The sequence below is a fragment of the Eisenbergiella sp. OF01-20 genome (assembly GCF_003478085.1).
Classification (GTDB): Bacteria; Bacillota; Clostridia; order Lachnospirales; family Lachnospiraceae; genus Eisenbergiella.
In genome coordinates this window covers 1-20,990 of the sequence record NZ_QUES01000041.1, presented here as the reverse complement: position 1 = coordinate 20,990, position 20,990 = coordinate 1, and the positions used below count along the sequence as shown (strand labels likewise).

17 protein-coding genes are annotated in these 20,990 nt (G+C 48.6%); 6 read left to right on the top strand and 11 right to left on the bottom strand.

Annotation, left to right across the window (positions count from 1 at the left end; genetic code table 11):
- Nucleotides 1–169: 169 nt before the first annotated feature.
- The gene (locus DXA36_RS28185; protein WP_118682601.1) at nucleotides 170–979 is read left to right on the top strand and encodes an Rpn family recombination-promoting nuclease/putative transposase; all 810 of its coding nucleotides are present in this window, start codon (nucleotides 170–172) and stop codon (nucleotides 977–979) included.
- A 365-nt stretch (nucleotides 980–1,344) separates the two neighbouring features.
- Here the strand turns inward: DXA36_RS28185 and DXA36_RS28180 are convergent, their stop codons facing one another.
- The 6 genes from DXA36_RS28180 to DXA36_RS28155 all read right to left on the bottom strand — a co-directional run bounded on the left by DXA36_RS28180 (nucleotide 1,345) and on the right by DXA36_RS28155 (nucleotide 8,410).
- Nucleotides 1,345–2,004, bottom strand: coding sequence for a GntR family transcriptional regulator (locus DXA36_RS28180; protein ID WP_118682600.1), 660 nt, complete (start codon nucleotides 2,002–2,004; stop codon nucleotides 1,345–1,347).
- 280 nt (nucleotides 2,005–2,284) lie between these two features.
- Nucleotides 2,285–3,076, bottom strand: coding sequence for a DNA-methyltransferase (locus DXA36_RS28175; RefSeq protein WP_118682599.1), 792 nt, complete (start codon nucleotides 3,074–3,076; stop codon nucleotides 2,285–2,287).
- Between the two features lie 65 nt (nucleotides 3,077–3,141).
- Nucleotides 3,142–3,969, bottom strand: a complete 828-nt coding sequence (locus DXA36_RS28170) for a DNA adenine methylase (RefSeq protein ID WP_118682598.1) — start codon at nucleotides 3,967–3,969, stop codon at nucleotides 3,142–3,144.
- A gap of 278 nt (nucleotides 3,970–4,247) precedes the next feature.
- Nucleotides 4,248–5,624, bottom strand: coding sequence for an MATE family efflux transporter (locus tag DXA36_RS28165; protein WP_118682597.1), 1,377 nt, complete (start codon nucleotides 5,622–5,624; stop codon nucleotides 4,248–4,250).
- A gap of 236 nt (nucleotides 5,625–5,860) precedes the next feature.
- Entirely contained in the window at nucleotides 5,861–6,364 is a 504-nt protein-coding gene (gene rpiB, locus DXA36_RS28160; RefSeq protein ID WP_118682596.1) for a ribose 5-phosphate isomerase B, read from the bottom strand.
- Nucleotides 6,365–6,418: 54 nt separating this feature from the next.
- Nucleotides 6,419–8,410, bottom strand: a complete 1,992-nt coding sequence (locus DXA36_RS28155; protein WP_182479295.1) for an alpha/beta hydrolase family protein — start codon at nucleotides 8,408–8,410, stop codon at nucleotides 6,419–6,421.
- Between the two features lie 699 nt (nucleotides 8,411–9,109).
- Here DXA36_RS28155 and DXA36_RS33725 point away from each other — a divergent pair.
- The 4 genes from DXA36_RS33725 (at nucleotide 9,110) to DXA36_RS28140 (ending at nucleotide 12,374) form a co-directional block, all read left to right on the top strand.
- Complete coding sequence (locus DXA36_RS33725; RefSeq protein ID WP_243114764.1) at nucleotides 9,110–10,120, top strand: dihydroxyacetone kinase subunit DhaK; 1,011 nt, start codon at nucleotides 9,110–9,112, stop codon at nucleotides 10,118–10,120.
- Nucleotides 10,117–10,767, top strand: coding sequence for a dihydroxyacetone kinase subunit DhaL (dhaL, locus tag DXA36_RS33720; RefSeq protein WP_243114763.1), 651 nt, complete (start codon nucleotides 10,117–10,119; stop codon nucleotides 10,765–10,767). Before DXA36_RS33725 ends, dhaL begins: the two co-directional genes overlap by 4 nt.
- Nucleotides 10,768–10,770: 3 nt before the next feature.
- Nucleotides 10,771–11,568 (top strand): triose-phosphate isomerase, encoded by a 798-nt coding sequence (locus DXA36_RS28145; protein WP_118682594.1) that lies wholly within the window; start codon nucleotides 10,771–10,773, stop codon nucleotides 11,566–11,568.
- A 62-nt stretch (nucleotides 11,569–11,630) separates the two neighbouring features.
- A complete protein-coding gene (locus tag DXA36_RS28140) occupies nucleotides 11,631–12,374 on the top strand; it encodes a DeoR/GlpR family DNA-binding transcription regulator (protein WP_118682593.1) in 744 nt (247 codons plus the stop codon).
- Nucleotides 12,375–12,427: 53 nt separating this feature from the next.
- Here DXA36_RS28140 and DXA36_RS28135 read toward each other — a convergent pair whose 3' ends face one another.
- From DXA36_RS28135 to DXA36_RS28120, 4 genes are all read right to left on the bottom strand, one after another.
- Nucleotides 12,428–15,217 (bottom strand): glycoside hydrolase family 3 protein, encoded by a 2,790-nt coding sequence (locus DXA36_RS28135; protein ID WP_118682592.1) that lies wholly within the window; start codon nucleotides 15,215–15,217, stop codon nucleotides 12,428–12,430.
- A 169-nt stretch (nucleotides 15,218–15,386) separates the two neighbouring features.
- Nucleotides 15,387–16,601 carry an FprA family A-type flavoprotein gene (locus DXA36_RS28130; protein WP_118682591.1) on the bottom strand — a complete coding sequence of 405 codons (1,215 nt, stop codon included), beginning with the start codon at nucleotides 16,599–16,601 and terminating at the stop codon, nucleotides 15,387–15,389.
- A gap of 26 nt (nucleotides 16,602–16,627) precedes the next feature.
- Nucleotides 16,628–18,535 carry an acyl-CoA dehydrogenase family protein gene (locus DXA36_RS28125; RefSeq protein WP_118682590.1) on the bottom strand — a complete coding sequence of 636 codons (1,908 nt, stop codon included), beginning with the start codon at nucleotides 18,533–18,535 and terminating at the stop codon, nucleotides 16,628–16,630.
- A gap of 141 nt (nucleotides 18,536–18,676) precedes the next feature.
- On the bottom strand, nucleotides 18,677–19,090 hold the full coding sequence (locus DXA36_RS28120; protein ID WP_243114762.1) for an RrF2 family transcriptional regulator: 414 nt from the start codon (nucleotides 19,088–19,090) through the stop codon (nucleotides 18,677–18,679).
- A gap of 196 nt (nucleotides 19,091–19,286) precedes the next feature.
- On the opposite strand from DXA36_RS28120, the gene DXA36_RS28115 reads away from it, so the two are divergent.
- Nucleotides 19,287–19,496, top strand: a complete 210-nt coding sequence (locus tag DXA36_RS28115; RefSeq protein ID WP_118682588.1) for a hypothetical protein — start codon at nucleotides 19,287–19,289, stop codon at nucleotides 19,494–19,496.
- Here DXA36_RS28115 and DXA36_RS28110 read toward each other — a convergent pair.
- A complete protein-coding gene (locus DXA36_RS28110) occupies nucleotides 19,490–20,728 on the bottom strand; it encodes a carboxypeptidase-like regulatory domain-containing protein (protein ID WP_330425116.1) in 1,239 nt (412 codons plus the stop codon). The genes DXA36_RS28115 and DXA36_RS28110 overlap by 7 nt on opposite strands.
- Nucleotides 20,729–20,990: the final 262 nt, after the last annotated feature.

The following is a 20,990-nucleotide window of genomic DNA, read 5'->3' as shown; positions in this document are numbered from 1 at the left end:
GGTTCTATACAAGTGCGTCCGTTTGACTTGTTGCCCGCGGGAATAAACGGTTGATTCATAATATTTTATAGTTTATAATTGAATCAGGAAAAGAATATTTTAGTGATGCCCCTGCTGACATACAGGATATTTCATCGGAAATATCGCGCTATGCGCAGAAGGAGCAGTCATGAAAACAAAACAGAGCTTTAAAGATCTGAATCTAAGCAATGCCTTTCTTTTCGCCCTCGCCCTGAACGATCCGGAGCTGTGCCAGATCATACTGGAACTGATTATCGGGAAACCATTAGGGCCGGTAAAAGTGGAAACGGAAAAAAGTATTTTGTTCAGTTCCGATTTCAGAAGTATCCGTCTTGATGTCTATGCCGCCGACCAGTCCCATGTCGATTATGATTTGGAAATGCAGAATGAAGGGGACAAATACAGCCTTCCCAAACGAAGCCGTTTATATCAGGCGGAAATCGATGTAAAGTCCCTGAAACCTGGAGATGATTTCAAAAGCCTGGGAAGCAGTTATATTATTTTTATCTGTACCTTTGATCCTTTTGAAAATAACCTGTACCGCTATACCTTTGAAAACAACTGTCAGGAAACGGGGAGACCGCTGGGCGATGGTACCTGCAAGATTTTTTTGAATACTAAAGGAAGCAATGGTCCGGACGTACCTGCAGTATTAATTCATTTTCTGCAGTATATTGAGAATTCGACGGACGCCGCTGTGGAGAAAATGCAGGATACTACGCTTGTACGAATCCATCAGAGGATTGGTGAACTGAAAAAGAGCCGTGAATGGGAGGCGAAGTACATGAAATTCGAAGAACTGCTGCGACGTGAGCATGAAGACGGGGAATCGACTGGTGAAAAAAAGATGGCAGATTTGATTACATTTTTACTGCGTGACGGTCTGGAAACAGAGATTCCCAACATTGCCGCGGATGAAAACTTGCGGAAAAATTATTACCAAAAATATAATCTGTAAATTATCTGTATAACTTCTGCAGGCCGGAATCAAAACACCGGCCTGTCAATTCCATTACTTGATTCTATGTAACTGTTCCGTTCTTTCAAGGTTACTGCCTAAATCGCCTTCGGCGATGGATTTTGGCACTCCTGAATCACTTTCTTACAGTCTGTGCGGTCAATGCGCAGTCCTGACTGAATAGTTACAATTCTATTTCTTATACAAAATCCATAATTGGTGCCAATGGAATACTTTGTTTATTACGGCAGGTGTATCAGAAATATTCTTTTCCCATTCTGCGCGCTGTTATCACAGTTCATTATGCAATGCAATACTAATATATTGATTTCTTATCTTTTATCTCACTGAAAGTAACAATTCTTTTAAAGCACAGAAGTAATATCACACCGCAGAAGCTCCTGTGCCTTTTCCAGGTTCTTCTCACATAAAGCCTCATAAATCCCCACATGGGGCGCCTTATCGAGCTGGTCGTCCATACTCTGTTTTTTGTTCCAGGAAAACTGGGCATAAATACGCTTCTGGATCCGGAGGCTTTCCTTCAGGAATTTAATCAGAAGCTGGTTATCCGCATAAGAAGCCAGCAGCAGATGGAAGGCTTCGTTGTCCTCCCATACCTTCCAGACATCCACAGGTTCCTGCTGCATAAGTGCCGCATTATCGATATGCCTTTTGATGTCATCCAGGTGGTACTGGACTATTGTTTCAAAGCCGTCCTTCAAGGCCTCAAGCTCCAGTATGCAGCGGATCTTTAAAATATCCCTGGCATCCTTTTCCTTCATTTTAACCACCACATACCCGTAACGGGGAATATTCTTAAGCACGCCTTCGCTGCAAAGCTTGATTAAAGCCTCCCGTATAGGGGCTTTGCTAACCCCGAATAATTCCACAAGACGTTTTTCATTCAGGACCTGCTCTTCTTCCGTCGCATTTTTTATGATAAGCTCCAGGATCTCATCGTGGATTTTCTCTGAAAGCAATTCCTTCTTCTCCGTAGTAAAGTTTACTTCTTCCGCCATCTGCATAGTATTTTCTCCTTTAATCATACCAGTAATATATTAGTTATATCTTATCTTTTTTATTACATTATTTCAAGTCTTTTCCGCTTTTTTATGACTTTCTTCTTCCCGCGGCTGCTAACGGCCGCAGGAAAGAGGTATCCGTTTGTCTTGTTACCTCCGGAATAAACAACGATTGACTCGCTCTGCCGCCATACGATTCCCAAAAAAATCCCGGACCGCTTTCTATCCTCTTTCAGGATACAGCAGCCGGGATACGGATTTTCATTTTCTAATAGGGTATGCTTTACGCCCTCTTTTTTGTTTTTTCCAGCCGTTTGCGGCTGATTTCCAAATATTCCTCTTTCCTTTCCAGGCCGATGAATCTTCTTCCAAGCCGTTTGGCCGCCACTCCCGTAGTTCCTGAGCCGCAGAAGGGATCCATTACCAGCATCCCTTCTTCCGTGGATGCCAGGATAATCCGTTCCAGCAGGTATTCCGGCTTCTGGGTGGGATGCTTTCCCTCCTTCTTTTCCGTAGCTTTGGTCAGGCTCCCTGTCCACACATCCTTCATCTGCTTCCCGCCGTTTTCCGCCTTCATCAAATCATAGTTGAAATGGTGGCGGGACTTCCTGCCGTCCTTCTGCGCCCAGAGGATCGTCTCTGTGGAATGCGTAAAGCAGCGGCATGCCAGGTTCGGCGGCGGATTCGTTTTCTGCCAGGTTATATTGTTGATGATTTTATAGCCTTCCTGCTCCAGGGCAAGGCCGATGGAATAAATATTATGGAGGGTTCCCGATATCCAGATAGAGCCGTCGGGCTTCAGGACTTTTTTACACAGCCGCAGCCACTTCCGGTTAAAGGCGTGTTTGGAATTGCAGTCCATTCCCTGATCCCAATCCCCTTTATTAACGGATACCATCTTTCCGCCCTGGCAGGTCACCCCGTCATTGCTGAGAAAATAGGGGGGATCCGCAAAAATCATATCCACGCTCTCCGGCTCCATTTTAGGAAGAAGTCGAAAGCTGTCTCCCAGATAGAGCAGCTCCTTTTCGGTTTTATAATAAGGCTTACGCCTGGTGTGCAGTATTTTATCCATATTTCTACTCCGGCAGCCGCCCATACCGCCGCAGGGCGCTGCGGGAGTATGGGCGGCTGTCTCTCCTAATAATTCGTTATGATAATTTCTTCGCCCACCCGCTTGCTGGCGTCGGAATTAATGTTACGCTTTACCACGACCACTTCTTTGGAAAATCCTTCATACAGTTCATTTATAAAATCGGTATTATGATTGGTCAGCATACAGCAGCAGCCTCTCTGTGTGAGTTCCCGGAACAATTCCGCCAGCCTCCTGTGGCTTTCCACATCAAAGCCCTCCTTGGTATATGACTCAAAAGAAGAGGGATTCAGCGGGGCATAGGGACTGTCAAAGAACACAAAATCCCCCTCTGCCGCCCCCTTGCAGGCTTCCTGAAAATCCCCTTCCAGAATTGTCACCTTCTTAAGATATGCCGATACCGCACGGATATTCTCCGGACTGCAGGAACGGGCCTTGCTGTTATTATAAGGGACGTTAAAATACCCCTTTTCATTCACCCGGTACAGACCGTTAAAGCAGTGCTTGTTCATATATAAAAACAATGCCGCCAGTTCCACATCATATTCATTCTTCTTCATCTTGCCGTTGTATATTTCCCGGCGGGCATAGTAACAGGCTTTCCTGTCCGCAGCTGCTTCTTCATCCAGACGCTCCACCAGGGCAATCATCTCTTCCGGATTTGTTTTGATCTGTCTGTATACATTGACCAGAGCCGGGTTGATATCATTAATGACAGCACGCTCGGGGCAAAGGGCGAAAACCACCGCCCCTCCCCCTACAAAAGGTTCATAATAGGTATTGTATTTGTCCGGCAGCTTTGCGCATATCTGCCCAAGCAGCTGCCTTTTACCGCCCGCCCATTTAATAAAAGGCGCGATGGGTGTGTTATTCATGCTGTATTCCTTCGTTTCTTCTGATGCCGCATGATTAGATAGAGTAACGCAATAATGCTCCTCTTTCATAATATAGCTCGCATTTACCTCTGCTTCCTTCCCGCGGCCGGACGCAGCGGGGTTATTCCCTGACGCGCTTCATGCAGCGCCTTTTTATTATAGAAGAAAGCGGGAAAAATAACAACCCATATCCGTAAGTATGTTCGAAAATTGCTATCCGCAAGATATGCGTCTAGTCTACTGCATTCTGAAATGGAATCCTATTTTACGTTTCTGTATCATTCTTCCGTTTGGAGCGCGCCTCTTCCCTGCCCGGCTGCTGCCTTAACCCTTCTGATCCAGTAAAAATAACTGAATGCCAGCAGCAAATCAGCCCCCAGCCATGCGCATACCTCCCCATAGAAAACGCCGGATTCCCCGATCAGGGACGGGAGAAGCAGTGCGCAGCCGGTACGCATCAGCAGCTGTACCATACTGGATATCATGGGAAGAAGGGAATTTCCCATTCCCTGGATGCAGGAACGGGTAACATAAAGGATGTAGAGAAACGGGAAAAAAACAGCCAGCACCAACAGGAAATGATAACCTATCCCCATCGCCGCCTCCACCACATTTGTGTCCCCGGTAATAAAACAGGACAGTATCGGCTTTCCCAAAAGGACCATGACAGCCGACATGAGAAGCGCGGTGACCGCACCTATGATATTGGCGGCCCGCAAGCCTTTTCCAATTCTGTCATACCGTCCGGCCCCCAGATTCTGTCCGGCATAGGTGGACATGGCGTAGCCGTAGGAGGAGGCGGCGGTTTCCAGCAGTCCATACAGCTTATTCGCCGCCGTATAGCCTGCAATAAACAGAACGCCGAAGCCGTTAATCACGGACTGCACGATGAGGCCGCCCATAGCCGTGATCATATTTTGAATCCCCATGGGAAGGCCCAGCCTAAGCTGTTCCTCCAGCATGGTGCGATCCGGCCGGCAGCGTTTGTCTTTCAGGGATATAAGCCCGCTTCCTTTCAGCTTTATGAAGCAGAACAGGGCTGCCAGCACCTGGGAAAGCACCGTAGCCGCCGCGGCTCCCTGAATCCCCCAACGGAACACAAAGACGAAAAGAATATCCAGAAAGATATTGCAGAAGGAAGACACCGTCATAGCCTGGAGGGGCGTCCTGCTGTTTCCCAGAGAGCGCAGGATGGCCGCCAGCAGATTATAGGCAAAGGCCGCCGGAATCCCTCCATAAAGAATCCGCAGATAAATAAGCGTCATTCCTGCAATTTCATCCGGTGTGCCAAGAAGGAGCAAAAGGGGATGAAGTATTATCTGCCCCATCACCAGAAACAGGCAGGCGGCGGCAAGGGATAAACAGATACCTCCCCCCAAGGCTTTCTTAAGCCCGCTTTCGTCCCCGGCTCCGAACCGCTGTGCAATTACCACGGAAAATCCCTGGACCAGCCCCTGGACCAGTCCGAACATGAGGAAGGTCAGCCATTCCGCCGCTCCCAGTGCCGCAAGGGCCTTGACCCCCAGCGCCTGCCCCACCACCATCGTATCCACAAAGGTATAAAACTGCTGAAAAACATTTCCCAGCATCAGCGGCAGGGCAAACTGTAAAAGCAGCCTTGCCGGGGAACCGGTTGTCATATCTTTTGTCCGCATGTTTTCTCTCCGCATTTTATAATTATTCCAGTAACTGTTCCGTACTTATACAGTCACTTATATTTTTACCAGTTTACCATATGTGTATTTGAATAGACAGTATATTTTAAAAGAACTGCCGGATCTAAATCTCCGGACGTAAAGGGCCGTCCGAACTGTTACCTCCGGGCAATAGTAAGGGCGTGCGGGATTTCTCCGCACGCCCAAAGGGGACAGGATAAGTATAAGCTGCCTGCTTATCCGATTTTCTTTTCTGTATGAGCTAATTTATCCGGCTCCACCATGGTTTCTTTTTCTATTGCCATAATGGCGTTAACCTTAGGTGTGGAGCTTCCGTCTGCAAACTCAAGGCTGATCCATGTTTCCACCATTTTTTTTGCCAGTTCTTTTCCTATCACCCGTTCTCCCATACACATTACAGAACAATTATTGCTGAGAATGGAGCGTTCCGTGGAAAATATGTCATGGCATACGGCCGCCCTGATACCGGGGAACTTGTTTGCGGATATGGCCATTCCGATTCCGGTTCCGCAGATCAGGATTCCCCTGTCCTGATAGCCGCTTTCCATGATCCTTTCGCATACCCTTCGTGCTATTTCAGGATAAACGGTTGGATCCTTCGGCGAGTCACACCCCATGTCTTCGTAAGGGACCTTATTTTTATCCAGATATGCTTTCACAACTTCCTTCAATTCAACAGCCGCATTATCACAGCCTATGATAACTGTAAAGCTTTTCATGTACACAACCGCCTTTCTTCGTAACAGTTCAGACAGTTCTGAACTGTTACCTTATCAGAACCACCAGTTATTGCATACCAGCGTCATTGTATTGGCACAGGCTATGATGGCAAACATAATGGTATTAATCAATGCTCCTGTGTATACCTTGCCTGTTTTTATATAGAAAATTCTGCTTACTATCGTACAAATACACAGGTTAATAAACAGAGGCCAACTGAGCATAACCCTGGTCCCGTTCAGTTTCAGCACACCTGTACCAATAAATACGGAATACTGGATAATCCAGATAACTGCCAGACCGGCAATATTTGCCACACAGCAAATCAGGATGTTCAGCCATTCTTTGCGTCCGGCAATCATGTTGCTCAGGTTCTGGCACAGGGCATTCGCAAAAAAGAAGATTGCGAAAAGCGGCATAAACCGTAATGCAACAAGGAAATCATCACTGGAAGGCACCTTTACGACATAGCTCATCAGCCGGAAGTCCACCTGGAAAAAATACTTAGCAAACAGCGTGATCGCATATCCCATTCCTACTGCTGCCGCAGCCAGGAGTACGGTCTTGCCAGCTCCGCCCAGGCTGATTTTCAGATTCCACTGTTCTGGTTTCACCCCATTTTTCTTTCCGATAAGCCAATATCCCAAAAGGAACAATGCCAGTCCCACAAGACCTGCGCTGGCTGTCCACATCCCCTGCTCCAAGGTCAGGCCCTGAGGCCATATTTTGGTACCGAACAGACATCTTGAGATACCCATTTCACCCAAATGCCCGCCAATCCAGGATTCCAGTTTCAGCATAAAGGAGGCCGGAACAGCCGCACCCGCTGCCAAAAGAATCCAATATAATGCCGTATTTCCGGCTCCTTTGGGAGCTGCAGGCACATATATTTCTTCCTCCTTCTTTACGGTAAGTGTTCCGAAGTATTTAGTTGTAAGCAGAATACATCCGAAGGACACCACCGCCATGAAAAATCCCGCCACTCCAAGCGTATTAAACATCCATTTAAACTGTATTGTCAGATTGGAATTCGAAATCGGGTTGGGTGCCTCAAAAGCATTCTGGAAAAAATCTACCAGGTTTGCTGTGGTCGCCAGGGAATAATGGTTGAGTATGTGTGTCTCCGTGGGTGTGTATAGAACACGGATGAATTCTTCATCGCTCCCCTGAACGGTGCCTTTATATATTTTATCAACCTCTACCGCTTCCCCTTCTCCCAGATTATAGTTATCCAGCTCATTGATCATCGTGCGGGCATTATTGGATTTGTAGAAATTCTTGGGAGCGCCGGCGTCCGGTGTGGAATAATTGTTTTCATCGTATTTACCGGCGTTAACACCATAATCCACATCATAATACAGAGGGATTTCATCCCCGCTGTCCGGGGTGTCATCCGGGTCGTAATTCAGATGATCCAGCCATACCCCATCCACGGCCAACTGCTGATTTCCCATAAGGAATACCGCCGCCACCTGATTAACGCCGCCGTAGTATTCCTGGATTTTATTGTATGCCAGACAGGCATTTGCCATTTTAGCCCCCAGGGAATGGCCCGTTATTCCTATCTGGGAATTATCAACAAAGGCCAGACTGTTATACACATAATTGACCACATCACACATACCGGAACCGGGGCTGGTGGTTATATCCTCAAAATTGCTTCCCGGATTTGCCGTTACCATAAAAAATGCATCCATGGGATTTGTTTTGTAATTTGCCGAATCCCCATGACCGTCACAATCCATGGTAATCGCTACAATCCCTCTGCGCGCCAGTTCAAGGCAGGTATAATCCTGAGTTTCCTTGCTGTCGTAGCTGCCATGGAGGGTAACTACACAGGGGGCGGGGTTGTCAGCAGTTGCCGTTTTCGGCCGGTATATCGTACATGCTATGTTATTACCGTTGCTGTCATCAATATTCAAGTCCATAACTTCTATTGATCCGAAGTTTGTATTTACCACATTTGCCCCAATCATACTGATAAGGCAGATAAGAACTGCGATTGCAAATACGCGGACATAGAGCTTTTTGTTTAATTTTGCCATTCCTATTCCCTCTCTTTTGTAAAATGTGTGTAACTGTTCCTGATATGCTCCTGTTTTGAAAAATCCCCCTCTGCCCTCCTTATCTGAATAATTATACTTTCGCACACCGCTTCCTGCCGATGTGATACACATTTGTTAACACTCACATTTTTGTTCATTTTCCAGCGCCATGGCTTTGCCTTACCTGTAAACTACCACAAAACTGTTTCCTCCGCAACTTGTGGAAATCCGTTTTTTGTTACTATCGCTAACATTTTTGTTGCTTTTGTTATTTGTATCATTATTTTTGTTACCTTCTTTACCCTTTGTCTGTTTGGTAATTTTCTATAACCCCTGTATCTAAAAGCTTCCTAATTAGAAATTAAAAACACTATTTTTAAGCATAGTGCACAGTTTGTTAGTTTTTTTAACAAAAACAGTCTCACATTTTACTTTTTGTGTTTCTTGTAATAATGAACAATTTTGTCACATATTTTTGTTTGTTTCTAACAAAAAATAACAATTTTATGGACATTTTATGTTACTGTAGTATAATAAAAGTTGAACAGTTACTCAAACTTCGCGGGCGGAAGGCCATTTGCATCTGCGAAGTTTGAGCTGTTACATAAAATCACACATTATTTTACTTTCACGGTTCATTTTCCAAACGTTTGCTCCATAAGCAATTGCCACCAAAAACAGGTACGCAGGAGGTTACATATGAAAAAAATCATGAATGCGGAATCGGATGTTGTAGAGGAAATGCTTTCCGGTTATCTGTCCGCCTATTCCCGGTATTACGAAAGTCTGCCGGAAAACCATCACGGGATTTTGTACAAAAACCGCAGAAAGGATAAGGTTTCCCTGGTAATCGGCGGAGGAAGCGGCCACGAACCTCTCTTTGCAGGATTTGTGGGTGCCGGTCTGGCAGATGCAGCAGCCTGTGGAAATATTTTTGCATCCCCCAATCCTCAGCTTATTTATGAAACGGCGCAGGCTGTACATGAAGGAAAAGGGGTCCTCTTTATCTATGGCTGTTATGCAGGAGACAATATGAACTTTGACATGGCTGAAGAACTGTGTGAAATGGATGATATTCCCACTGCCCATGTCCGGGTGTGGGATGACTGTGCATCCGCCCCTGTAGAGCGGATCGAGGACCGCCGCGGTATCGCCGGAGATGTCTTCGTTATTAAAATAGCGGGAGCCGCCTGTGACGCGGGGCTGAATCTGCAGGAGGTAACCCGTATTGCTTCCAAAGCCAGAGAGCATATCAATTCCATAGGCCTGGCGCTCTCCCCCGGCTCCATCCCCGGGCTTGATAAACCAACTTTTGAACTGGGAGATACAGAGATTGAATTTGGTATGGGCCTTCATGGGGAGCCTGGTATTGAACGAACACAAATGCAGCCCGCCGGCCTGCTTGTTGACCGGCTGTATACGGAACTGAAATCGGAAATGGGTCTGGAAAAAGGGGAAGAAATTGCCGTGCTGGTTAACGGGCTCGGATCCACAACGCTTCTGGAGCTGCAAATCGCCTATTATGAGCTGGACAAACGGCTTAAGGCAGACGGCCTGCGGGTTTATGATGCTGAGGTAAAATCCTGGTGTACCTGTCAGGAAATGGGCGGGTTTTCCATATCAATCCTCCGTCTGGATCAGGAGTTGAAAAAATATTACAGTGCTCCTTGTTTTTCACCTTATTTTGCGAGAGGAGAAATAAAAGAATGAAAGAAATTACTATCGAACAGACTACAGATATGATTCTGGCCGCCTGTCAGGCAATCATTGACAATAAACCCTTTCTTACGGAGGTAGACAGCAAAACCGGCGACGGGGATCATGGGATCGGTATGGCGGGAGGAATGGAAAAGGCAGGAAAGGCACTGCGTGAAAAACGTCCGTTTCCTGACATTAATACTGTTTTTAAAACCACCGGTATGGCTATGTTGAATTCTATGGGGGGTGCATCCGGAGTCATTTTTGGTTCTATGTTCCTTGGCGGCATAAAAGGGCTTTCCCCTTTGTCTGTTTTGGATGGCGATGGCTTTACCTGTATTATGAGGGGTTCCCTGGAAGCGATAAAAGCCAGAGGCAAAGCCAACGTAGGAGACAAAACAATGGTTGATGCTCTTGAGCCTGCTGTTATTGCCATGGAAACCTCGGATCGATCCGATCTTACGGCGCTGCTGGGAACTGCGGCGAAAGCAGCGGAAGAAGGGGTGGAAAATACCAAAAATTACATCGCCCGGTTCGGACGGGCAAAATCCCTTATGGAACGCGCCATCGGCTATCAGGACGCAGGGGCCACTTCAGTCTCCATCCTGATTACATCCATGTACCGTTATTTACAGGAATTACAGAAAACCGAGGGATAAAAAATGCCTGGAAAAAAATTATATTTTGGTACCAATCTTAAAATGTACAAAGGGATTCGTGAAACCGTCTCCTATCTGAGCCAACTGGAGCAGCTTACAGCAGATATGGATCCGGAAACCGTGCAGCTTTTCGTCATCCCTTCTTATACTTCTTTGCCGGATGCCGTACGTTCCCTCCGGCATAAACGGCTCCTATTGGGCGCCCAGAATATGTGCTGGGAAGAAAAGGGGCAGTTTACAGGAGAAATTTCCCCTCTGATGCTGCAAGAGCTGGGTATTTCCATCGTGGAGCTTGGACACTCCGAACGCCGCCATGTCTTCGGCGAAACCAACGCCATGATCAACCAAAAGGTAATTGCCGGCCTGAAATCGGGGTTCACGGTACTTTTATGCGTAGGGGAAACGGAAGAGGAAAAAAACTGGGGAATCAGTGATGAAACGTTACGTATCCAGTTAAAAACCGGCCTCAAGGACATTCCTCCGGGCCTGACCGGCCGCCTCTGGATCGCTTATGAACCGGTATGGGCTATAGGTATAAACGGGCAGCCGGCTTCTGTGGAATATGCCCGGGATAAACATGAACTAATCCGTAATACCCTTTATGAAATAGCCGGTACCGATGGGAGGGAAATCCCTCTTCTGTACGGCGGCAGCGTCAACCCCTCCAATGCGGATGCACTGATTCTCCAGCCTTCTGTCGATGGACTGTTCGTGGGAAGAAGCGCCTGGAATGCAGCTGATTTCAATGCGCTGATCCGAAGTGCCATCCATTCGGCAGCGTACAAACAACAATGCACATAACTTTACACTTTTTTTCCCGTTTGGTATAATAAGGGAAATCCAGCAAATGAGGAAAATACAGCATGAATAAAAAAGAGCGCCGCCTGAATGAAATGGTCGGACTGCTGAATGAACAGCCGAATCTGTCTGTCAGAAATCTGGCCGGCATTCTCAATGTATCTGAAATGACAATCCGAAGAGATTTGAATTTCATAAAAAGCAGCAACCGCCTGGACAATATCAATAATATAGAACACGAATACAAGCTTTCCGAAGAAAGGGCCAAATATTCCGCGGAGAAAAACCGGATCGGGAAGTTTGCCGTATCCCTTATCTCTCCCGGTGATATTTTAATTATAGACAACGGTACCACCACCGGAGAAATGTCCAAATATATTCCCGAAAATATGGGACTTACCATTCTTTGCTATAATTATTATATCTTGTCCCAGCTTGTACAGAAAAATGATGTTTCCATTATTTTCCCGGGCGGTTATTACCATCCGAAGGATCAGATGTTTGAATCACCGGAAGCCAATAACCTGATAAAAAGCCACCGGGCCACAAAACTGTTTCTTTCCGCTTCCGGAGTTCACGAAAAACTGGGAATTACCTGTGCCCATAATTACGAAGTGCTTACGAAACGTGCCGTAATCAGCTCTTCCCTGACTAAAATACTCCTGGTGGATTCCAGTAAGCTTGGCCTGATCCGCACCGCTTTTTTTGCCTCTCTCCCGGAACTGGACATAATTGTCACAGATAATGGAATTTCCGAAGAGTGGATCCATCTTATCGAAGATGCAGGAATCCAATTACATATCGTATAAAAAATACCGCCTGAGTGGTTTAAAACCACCAGGCGGCATTTTTTTGCAGCCGGTTATTTATGGAATTCCAGCCATTCCACTTCGATACCCGGCATTTTAGTAGGGGTAAGGCACAGCTCATAGCTTCCTTTTTCCAGCCTGACCTCTCCCATTTCCCGCTCTACGGAAACACCATTGGTGCCATTTAGCTGGGGTGTCAGGAAACGCACGCCGTTCAGGCTGGCATTGCAGGCGGACTGGGCACGGAAATCCGGATTGTTTGTTTTCATACAGATACGTATCCGGTAGATACCGGGGGTTTTCACGCAGAAGCGGACGGGGGTATCCATGGGTGTGGAAAGCCTGCAGGCGGTTTCCAGGACGGCTCCCCGGTCTGCGCATCGTTTCGTTCCTTCCGTTTTATCTGCCGGTATCAGTTCCGGTTCCTCTTCCGGCAGGAGAGAGCGTTCCATAGCCGGCGCATGCATCAGGAAACGGCAGATATTGGCGGCGCTGCGCTGCAGTTCTCCCAGTGTCAGTTTCCCTGTTTGTAAAGCTTCCAGCGTGTTGTCTCCCATGGGGTTCTCTTCCGCAGCCAGGTTATCCACCACCATGTAGAGATCGTTCTGGGAACGCACCATGGCCGCTGTATTTTCCCGGCTTTCTTCCCCGCCCTCCGCACAGTCGTTCATCGTAGACCACCAGTCCGTCATGACAATCCCGGTAAAGCCCCATTCTTTCCGGAGAATGGTCGTATTCAGATCATAGTTGGAGGCGCTCCAATGGCCGTTGACCGGATTATAGGCCGTCATGACGCAGCTGCCTCTGCCTTCCTTCACCGCAATCTCAAAGGCCTTCAGGTATATCTCCCGGAGAGCCCGTTCGGAAACCACGGCATCCACTTTGCTTCTCACTTTTTCCTGGCTGTTGCAGGCGTAATGCTTCATGGTGGCATGGGATCCTCCTTTTCTGATGCCCCGGATATTGGCCGCCGCCATTTTGCCGGTCAGCAGGGGATCCTCGGAGAAGTATTCAAAATTCCTGCCGTTGAGCGGATTTCTGTGGATGTTGATCCCAGGCCCCAAAAGGGTATCGATTTCATTGCGCAGAAGTTCTTTCCCTTCCATCTCATAAAGGGCTTCCACCAGCGGTGTATCAAAGGTACACGCCAGCAGGGTTCCTATCGGCACCTGGGTAGCCTGGGCCCCCACATCCATACGGATACCGGAGGGGCCGTCCGCCGCCGCTGCCACAGGGATCCCATAGGTATCATGCAGGGATTTGCCCACGCCGCCGAAGCAGGAAGCAACACCGGGCGTCACCCGGGGACTGCACATGCCTTCTCCCCGTACCATCACAGCCAGCTCTTCCGGGGTCAGCTGTGCCAAAAACGCCTCCATTGTCTCTTTTCCTTCCCGGACATCCTTCAGCCGGATGTTCCTGTTTCCGGTCACGGCAAGGGCAGGAGGCATATTTTCGTGGATTCTGTCCGCTAAAGAAACGGTTCTTTGGGGAACGGCTTCCCCACTCTTTTCATAAACACCGCCGGCCCGGCATGCCCCGGGTTTTAAACGGATAAAATCCTTCTCCGGCGCACAGGCTTCCTCCAGCCGTTTTGTTACCACCGCGGTTTCCACCTGTAAGCCTTCTGCGCCGTCTACCGTCACCTGCTCCAAATCCCGGCTGCTTGTCCCGGCATAAATCCGGTAACAGCCTTCTTCCAATACATAGCAGGATTTATTTCCGGTATATCCGCCGTCATCATAAGCCGCCATGACATCGACAGGGAACGCAAGACACAGCTCTTCCTCTTCTCCCGGAGCGAGCAGGCCGGTTTTGGCGAATGCCGCCAGTTCCCTCGCCGGACGGCCCAGCTTTCCCTGGGGTGCGCCGTAATATACCTGCACCGCTTCCCTGCCGGAGAAGCGGGAACCGGTATTTCTGACCGTCACCTTTAAGCGGATTTCTCCGTCCTGTACCCCGGCGCCGGAAGCTTTTACCGCAAAAGTGGTATACGACAGGCCAAAACCAAACGGATACCGCACTTTTTCCGGGGCAAAGGTTTCAAAATAACGGTAACCCACGTAAATATCTTCCTGGTAGATGTTTTCCAGTTCTCCTCCATGGTTTGCCGTGGAAGGATAATCTTCCAGATGAAAAGCGATAGTGTCCGCCAGTTTCCCGCAGGGCGTTGCCCTGCCTGTGATTACATCCGCTGCGGCATTGCCGCCCTCCTGGCCGCCGTGCCATACATAAAGCACAGCCGTTATGGGATTTTCACAGGGTTCCTGCAGAAAGTCCATATCAATTACACAGGTCACGTTGAGGATCACTGCTGTTTTCTTAAAATACCGGGTTACCAGACGGAGCAGTTCTTTTTCCCGGCTGTTAAGACGGTAGCCGTCCTCCCGGTCTTCGTAATCCTTGGCTTCTCCTGCCGTTCTTCCGATAACCACCAGGGCTTTGTCGGAATGGGAAGCCGCGTTCTTTACCAGATCCTCCGTTACCGGCATTTCCTTCTGGTTCCAGGGCTCCGCCGCCCATCCGCCGCCGCCGTCATCAAACGGATTTTCCTGTATCCAGTTTTCGTAAATACCTGCCAGCTCTTCATTGACTTTCACCTGTTCACACTGTCTGAGGCTGTCCAGCAGATTTGTGGTGTAGGGTACGTTTACCGCTCCCCCTGAACCGGTTCCGCTTCGGTAATAGTCCTTTTGGATACGGCCGAAAACAGAAACGCATTCCCCGTCAGTTACCGGTAAGGTATTGTCATCATTTTTCAGCAGCACCGCACCCTGGGCCGCCGCTTCCCGGCACAGCTGCGCAAATCCCTCCAGCGGGATACCCGTCATTTTTTTACTCATATCGTATATACCTGCCTTTTTGAATTTTCAGATACGCTTAGTATAGCATAGGTGCGGCGGGATTGAATACGGAAAAAATCAGGGGAAGGATATATTAAAATTAAGGTGAGCACCAGTAAGGAATGCCCACCTTTTCTTTTTAAGGATCGGTATCTTTTTCCTGCCGGAATTATTCCTCTCCGTTTATGGAAGCGATAATCCCGTCTGCCAGCGCTTCCAGTTCGGAAACCTTATCGGGGTTCAGCGTGGATGCCATGGAGAGTCGTTCATTGAGAACCGTCATATTTTTCATCTCTTCATCAATGAATTTCTGCATCAGGTCTCCTGATTTGCAGGCCCAGGAACCGTTTTCGATAATGGCAAAGGTGCGATTCTGCAGGTTCAGCGCTTTCATATCGGAAAGGAAGCTGTGCATAACCGGATAAATTCCCAGATTGTAGGTCACAGAAGCCAGGACGATATGGCTTAAACGGAACGCTTCGGAAATCAGCTGGGAAACATGTGTATTGGAAACGTCATATACAGCCACATTGGTCATTCCCTTATCACACAGCCTGGCGGCAAGGGCCTGTGCAGCCGCTTCCGTATTGCCGTACATGGAGGCGTAGGCGATCATTACCCCTTTTTCCTCCGGCTCGTAACGGCTCCAGAGGTCGTACTTTTCGATAAAATAACCGATATTGGAACGCCATACGGGGCCGTGGAGGGGGCAGATCAATTTAATATCCAGCCCGGAGGCTTTTTTCAGGAGGGCCTGTACGGGAGCGCCGTATTTTCCAACAATATTGGTGAAATAACGTCTGGCATCGTCAATCCAGTCTCTCTCAAAATCCACTTCATCATTAAACAGTTTGCCGTCTAAGGCTCCGAAGGAACCGAAGGCGTCAGCGGAGAACAGGATGCCGTCCGTGGTATCAAAGGTCACCATTGCCTCGGGCCAGTGTACCATGGGGGCATTCACGAAAGTAACCGTGTGTCGGCCGAAGCTCTGGGTATCGCCTTCGTTTACTTCCAGCTGTGTATAGTTATCGATATCAAAGCCGAACTGGCGCATGAGCATAAAGGCTTTGGGGGTGCTTATGATGGTAACCTTGGGGAAACGCAGCAGGATCTCTTCAATGGAAGCCCCGTGATCCGGTTCCATATGGTTAATCACCAGATAGTCCAGTTCCCTTCCCTGCAGCAGATAATCCATATTTTCCAGAAGCTGTCTGCACGCAGACCAGTCCACAGTATCAAAAAGGACTGTCTTTTCATCAAGCAGCAGATATGCATTATAGGAAACTCCCCTGGGAATGGGATGAATATTTTCAAACAGGGTCAGCCTGTGATCATTGGCCCCCACCCAGTATAAATCTTCCGTTACATTTCTGACACAATACATTACTAATTCCTCCTTCCGGCCGCAGCCTACATAAACATATCTTTACTTTCCGCACATTCCGGGCATACCCAGTCCTGCGGCAGCTTTTCAAACAAGGTCCCCGGAGCGATATCCGCGTCCGCATCCCCTACAGCAGGATTGTATTCATAACCGCAGCCTCCGCAGGTATAAATCCTTCCAACCGGCGCGGGCTTGGGAGGCAGCGGCCGTTTCATTTTTACCATGGGCGGGGCCGGCTTTTTGGCTTCCCCATTATCCAGGGCAGCCGTAAGCAGCGGCAGGATCTCCATCAGATCTCCCACGATGCCATAGTCACAGTTTTTAAAAATAGGGGCGTTGGCATTTTTATTGATCGCCACAATGGTGGAGGCATCCCGGATACCCTTCAGATGCTGTACGGCTCCGGATATTCCGCAGGCAATATACAGGTTGCCGGTGAACTTCTGCCCGGACATTCCCACATACCGGTTCAGAGGCACATATTTCAGGGTTTCCGCAACGGGCCTGGAAGAACCTACCGCAGCGCCGGCCTGGAAAGCCAGGTCTTCAATCAGCTTCATGTTTTCCCGGCTGCCGATGCCTTTTCCTGCCGAAACCACTCTTTCCGCCTGGGGAATAGGCGTATCGGCCGGAATTCCCACCGTGAAATCATAGCCTTCCTTTTGCAGGGCTGCTACCAGGGCTTCCACCCGTTCTTTGGCGCTGCCTTCCTTAAGAATCATTTTCTTGCGGTAGCCTGTTACGGGAGCCGCTTTTTTCATAAGCTTCGGCGCACCGCCTGCATCCTTCGGCATTTTGCCGATGAGATGGGAGGCGATGACCACTCTCTGGATTTCATTGGTGCCTTCGTATATTGTGGTAATTTTGGCATCCCGGTATGCCCGCTCCACTTCCATTCCCTTCAAGTAACCGCTTCCACCGAAAATCTGAAGGGCATCGTTGGTGACCTCCAGGGCAATATCGGATGCATACTGCTTGGCCATAGCGGCTTCCATCCCATAAGGCTCGTGATTTTCCTTCAGTTCCGCGGCACTGTATATCAGGAACCGTGCACAGCGCAGTTTGGTCGCCATATCGGCAAGCTTAAAGGATACCGCCTGCTGCTGACAAATGGGTTTTCCAAATTGTACTCTCTCTTTGGAATATTCCAGCGCATGCTCAAACGCTCCCTGGGCGATTCCCAGCGCCTGGGAGGCAATGCCGATACGTCCGCCGTCCAGGGTTGCCATAGCGATTTTAAAGCCTTCCCCCTCTTTTCCAAGAAGATTCTCCCTGGGAACCCTGACATCATTGAACAGCAGTTCCGCGGTAGAGGATGACCGAATACCCATTTTATCATAATGATCACCAAATTCAAAGCCTTCCCAGCCTTTTTCCACAATAAATGCAGAAATCCCTCTGGTTCCGATATCCGGAGTGGTTACGGCGAACACCACATACGTATCTGCCTTCGGCGCATTCGTTATAAATATTTTGCCACCATTTAACAGATAATAATCACCCTTAAGCACGGCAGTAGTTTCCGTACCGCCGGCATCGGATCCGGCGTTAGGCTCCGTAAGGCCAAAAGCTCCTATTTTTTCCCCTCTGGCCAGCGGAACCAGATATTTTTCTTTCTGTTCCTGCGTGCCGAAAGCAAAAATCGGCCAGGATCCCAGGGAAACATGGGCGGAAAGGATAACTCCTGTTCCTCCGTCCACTCTGGAGAGTTCTTCCACCGCAATGGCATAACTGAGAACATCAAGCCCGGCACCGCCGTATTCTTTGGGGTAGGGTATCCCCATAAGCCCCATTTCTCCCAGCTTTTTGACAGCGTCTGCCGGAAATTCATTGTTCTGATCCAGCATAAAAGCGATTGGTTTTACTTCGCTTTCCGCAAATCCCCTCATTTTCTGTCTGAATGCTTCCTGTTCCTGTGTTGTTTGATAAAGCATATTTTGTACCCCCTTTTTATGAATTGGATTATCAGTGACTCTATATGTTTACTGCCTGATATACGGCAGATATGTGTCCGATTGTGCATACTGCAAAACTCGACTTTTTTTATCCACTTTTAAAAATAAGAAAATCCAATATCAATCCCCAAATAAGACCCAATACAGACTGCGCGAACTAAATTCCCGGTCAATCGCCAGCTGTACCTTGGCGAGCTGCCCGTGTACGTTGCAGGGCCCCCCGTTTTTATCTCTCCATTCACACTGGTAATCAGCATTCATACATGCCGCCAGCCTGGCGTTGGCTTCTACTGCATTCACCAGATCATACAAGCTTATCCCATGCAAATCCGCATCCAGCTGGCAGCCGCCGTTCACTCCGCGTATGATTCGTATGATTCCGGCTTTTTCCAGCTTTTTCATGATTTTATAGGTGAATTTATGAGGCAGTGATTCTTTTTCCGCAATCTCTCCCACCGTCAGGCAGACACCCTGGGATAATGCCCGCAAAATGCGGAGCGCATAATCGGTTTCACGAGTGATAAGCAATGGCACGCCTCCTTTTCCTGACGCAGGCTCCACATGCGCAACAGGCTGTCCTGCACATGAATTTTACGTTTCTAACTTAACTATAATAAAGTGGAGTGTTTTTGTCAAGTTTAGATTGCGGAAAAAGAGACAAAAAGGGAACCGTTCAGAATCGTCTGAACCGGTACAGGATAGCTATTTTATGTGGCATCATGTAAAATAGATGAATACGAATATTCGCCTTCTCGGTGCGAAGGTGACCCTTTTCGATATTTGCCAGCCGCTGGATGCTTCCACGAAATTTGTTGACAGTTTGTCGGCCCTGGCCCTGCTGCTTTCAGCTGCTTACTGCTTTGGGAAGGAATTTTTCCGGAGCCGGAAGCAGCAGCTGCTGCTTCCGCTGTTCCGCCTTAATTGTCAGCGTCCTTATTGATTTTCTCTTTTCTTCCTCTTCATGGCCTTACGTCTCATAACTGCTGCGATGAGGATGGTTAGGGCGGCGGCGGTCAATACGAGAATGGCGGCCTTAGCCACAAATGCATTGCCCGGCTCTTCAACCGGGACCGCTGCCGCTTCCGTTTCGGGCCCCTTCGTCTCGTTTCTTTCCGTGTCAGGGGATTGTGCTGTCTCCTGACCGTTACTTTCCGCCATACTCTCGTCATGATCCTCGGGTGTCTTTGCAACCAGCAAGGGAGTGTTGGCATCATTTACTTCCGGCTCCGCCGCGTCTTTCGGTACTTCAGCCCCTTCTTTGACAAGCTCCCCTCCGCCTTCTTCCGGTTCAACCGGCAAAGCATGCGCAATCCGAATAGTGATGTCCCTGTCTGTTTTTGGATTGAACATTTCCACATACTCCGCCTGATATTGACTGGCGACGGCGTCTGATAACATCACCTTTACCTCATAATCCTTTGGTTTCAGGTCAATTGTTAGGAAATAACCGGACCATGCAGTCAGATAATAGGAGCTTCCGTTTAGGCGTATTTCTATATCCTCTGCAAATCCTTCCGGCACATCGGCACGGAAATTGACAGCCGTTATTTCATCCTCAACTTCCTTTCTGCTTGGGGAAGGGGGATCGCCCGCTTCGTTGTTTCCAACGTCATAGACATTCCCATCCTCCTGCCGGTCCGGGATCGGGGGCGGGGTGGGAGCGGGGACGGGGGTGAGGGTGATATCGTAATTCAGAAGCCTATCGCTGGCCTCAAGTATGATCTGTGTGTCCGGCAAATACCCCGCCAGAGTAGTTGTAACCCGGACATCCTCCCGCTCTGAGGTCGAAACCCGGATGATTCCGAAGTTGTCTGTGACAGGAGTGCCAGTGTTGCTAGTGGAAAGGCCTTCCCATGATACATTTGCCCCTTTCAGATATTTGCCGGTATCTTTATCACTTACACGCAAAAAAATCGCATACGGATCCGTTAAGGACTCCATAACAAAAGTGTATTGCTTCCGTACGCCCGGGGAATTGAGCGTACCAAGCTGTACCTGTGGCCAATAACCATCTGCAGTACTTGTGATCTCATAATCGCCCATACTTAATCCCCCAAAATTAATCATCCCCGTCCCATCCGTCTTCCCGGACTGAGAAGTGCCGGAAGTAACGCCTCTCACTGTTACATCCGCGCCATCTATAGAGCTACTGTTCTCCGTTATAACTAGCACCTTGAGCGAACAGCTACCATTCGAAAACGTAGAATGAAGGAAAAACTGTTGCGCGCTTAGGGAAGGGATGATCCCGGAAGCGGACTTCTGGTCCACTGCTGAGACTGAAGAGGCTGACGCTGACGATACACTCCTTAAAGCTGCAGTCGCGGATGGCGCGGACGCAGACGACTCAGCTGCAGGCGATACGGTCTCGGTTATCTCAGATGCAGACGGCGCGGGCTCCGCGGGCTCTGACGCGGTCGGCGCGGGCTCCGCGGGC

Excerpts from the sequence above, each read along its gene's own strand:
- DXA36_RS28185 (WP_118682601.1), top strand. The coding sequence starts at position 170 with ATGAAAACAAAACAGAGCTTTAAAGATCTGAATCTAAGCAATGCCTTT.
- DXA36_RS28180 (WP_118682600.1), bottom strand. The coding sequence starts at position 2,004 with ATGCAGATGGCGGAAGAAGTAAACTTTACTACGGAGAAGAAGGAATTG.
- DXA36_RS28175 (WP_118682599.1), bottom strand. The coding sequence starts at position 3,076 with ATGGATAAAATACTGCACACCAGGCGTAAGCCTTATTATAAAACCGAA.
- DXA36_RS28170 (WP_118682598.1), bottom strand. The coding sequence starts at position 3,969 with ATGAATAACACACCCATCGCGCCTTTTATTAAATGGGCGGGCGGTAAA.
- DXA36_RS28165 (WP_118682597.1), bottom strand. The coding sequence starts at position 5,624 with ATGCGGACAAAAGATATGACAACCGGTTCCCCGGCAAGGCTGCTTTTA.
- rpiB (WP_118682596.1), bottom strand. The coding sequence starts at position 6,364 with ATGAAAAGCTTTACAGTTATCATAGGCTGTGATAATGCGGCTGTTGAA.
- DXA36_RS28155 (WP_182479295.1), bottom strand. The coding sequence starts at position 8,410 with ATGGCAAAATTAAACAAAAAGCTCTATGTCCGCGTATTTGCAATCGCA.
- DXA36_RS33725 (WP_243114764.1), top strand. The coding sequence starts at position 9,110 with ATGAAAAAAATCATGAATGCGGAATCGGATGTTGTAGAGGAAATGCTT.
- dhaL (WP_243114763.1), top strand. The coding sequence starts at position 10,117 with ATGAAAGAAATTACTATCGAACAGACTACAGATATGATTCTGGCCGCC.
- DXA36_RS28145 (WP_118682594.1), top strand. The coding sequence starts at position 10,771 with ATGCCTGGAAAAAAATTATATTTTGGTACCAATCTTAAAATGTACAAA.
- DXA36_RS28140 (WP_118682593.1), top strand. The coding sequence starts at position 11,631 with ATGAATAAAAAAGAGCGCCGCCTGAATGAAATGGTCGGACTGCTGAAT.
- DXA36_RS28135 (WP_118682592.1), bottom strand. The coding sequence starts at position 15,217 with ATGAGTAAAAAAATGACGGGTATCCCGCTGGAGGGATTTGCGCAGCTG.
- DXA36_RS28130 (WP_118682591.1), bottom strand. The coding sequence starts at position 16,601 with ATGTATTGTGTCAGAAATGTAACGGAAGATTTATACTGGGTGGGGGCC.
- DXA36_RS28125 (WP_118682590.1), bottom strand. The coding sequence starts at position 18,535 with ATGCTTTATCAAACAACACAGGAACAGGAAGCATTCAGACAGAAAATG.
- DXA36_RS28115 (WP_118682588.1), top strand. The coding sequence starts at position 19,287 with ATGAATACGAATATTCGCCTTCTCGGTGCGAAGGTGACCCTTTTCGAT.